This is a genomic window from Bacillus cereus group sp. BfR-BA-01523 (assembly GCF_022662615.1).
Taxonomy (GTDB): domain Bacteria; phylum Bacillota; class Bacilli; order Bacillales; family Bacillaceae_G; genus Bacillus_A; species Bacillus_A mycoides.
On sequence record NZ_JAKUDX010000052.1, the window covers coordinates 1 to 210 of the forward strand.

Genomic DNA, 210 nt, shown 5'->3' on the forward strand with positions numbered 1-210 from the left:
TTTGGTTGCGGGGACAGGATTTGAACCTGCGACCTTCGGGTTATGAGCCCGACGAGCTACCGTACTGCTCCACCCCGCGACAATATTATTCATATAATTTATATGGTGGAGGATGACGGGATCGAACCGCCGACCCCCTGCTTGTAAGGCAGGTGCTCTCCCAGCTGAGCTAATCCTCCAAAAGTGGTGACCCGTACGGGATTCGAACCC

The 210-nt window shown here is 54.3% G+C and carries 2 tRNA genes; both read right to left on the reverse strand.

Annotated features, from left to right (window positions below):
- Positions 1–2: 2 nt before the first annotated feature.
- Positions 3–79 (reverse strand) — tRNA-Met (locus MR066_RS27160).
- A 24-nt stretch (positions 80–103) separates the two neighbouring features.
- Positions 104–179 (reverse strand) — tRNA-Val (locus MR066_RS27165).
- Between the last annotated feature and the right edge of the window lie 31 nt (positions 180–210).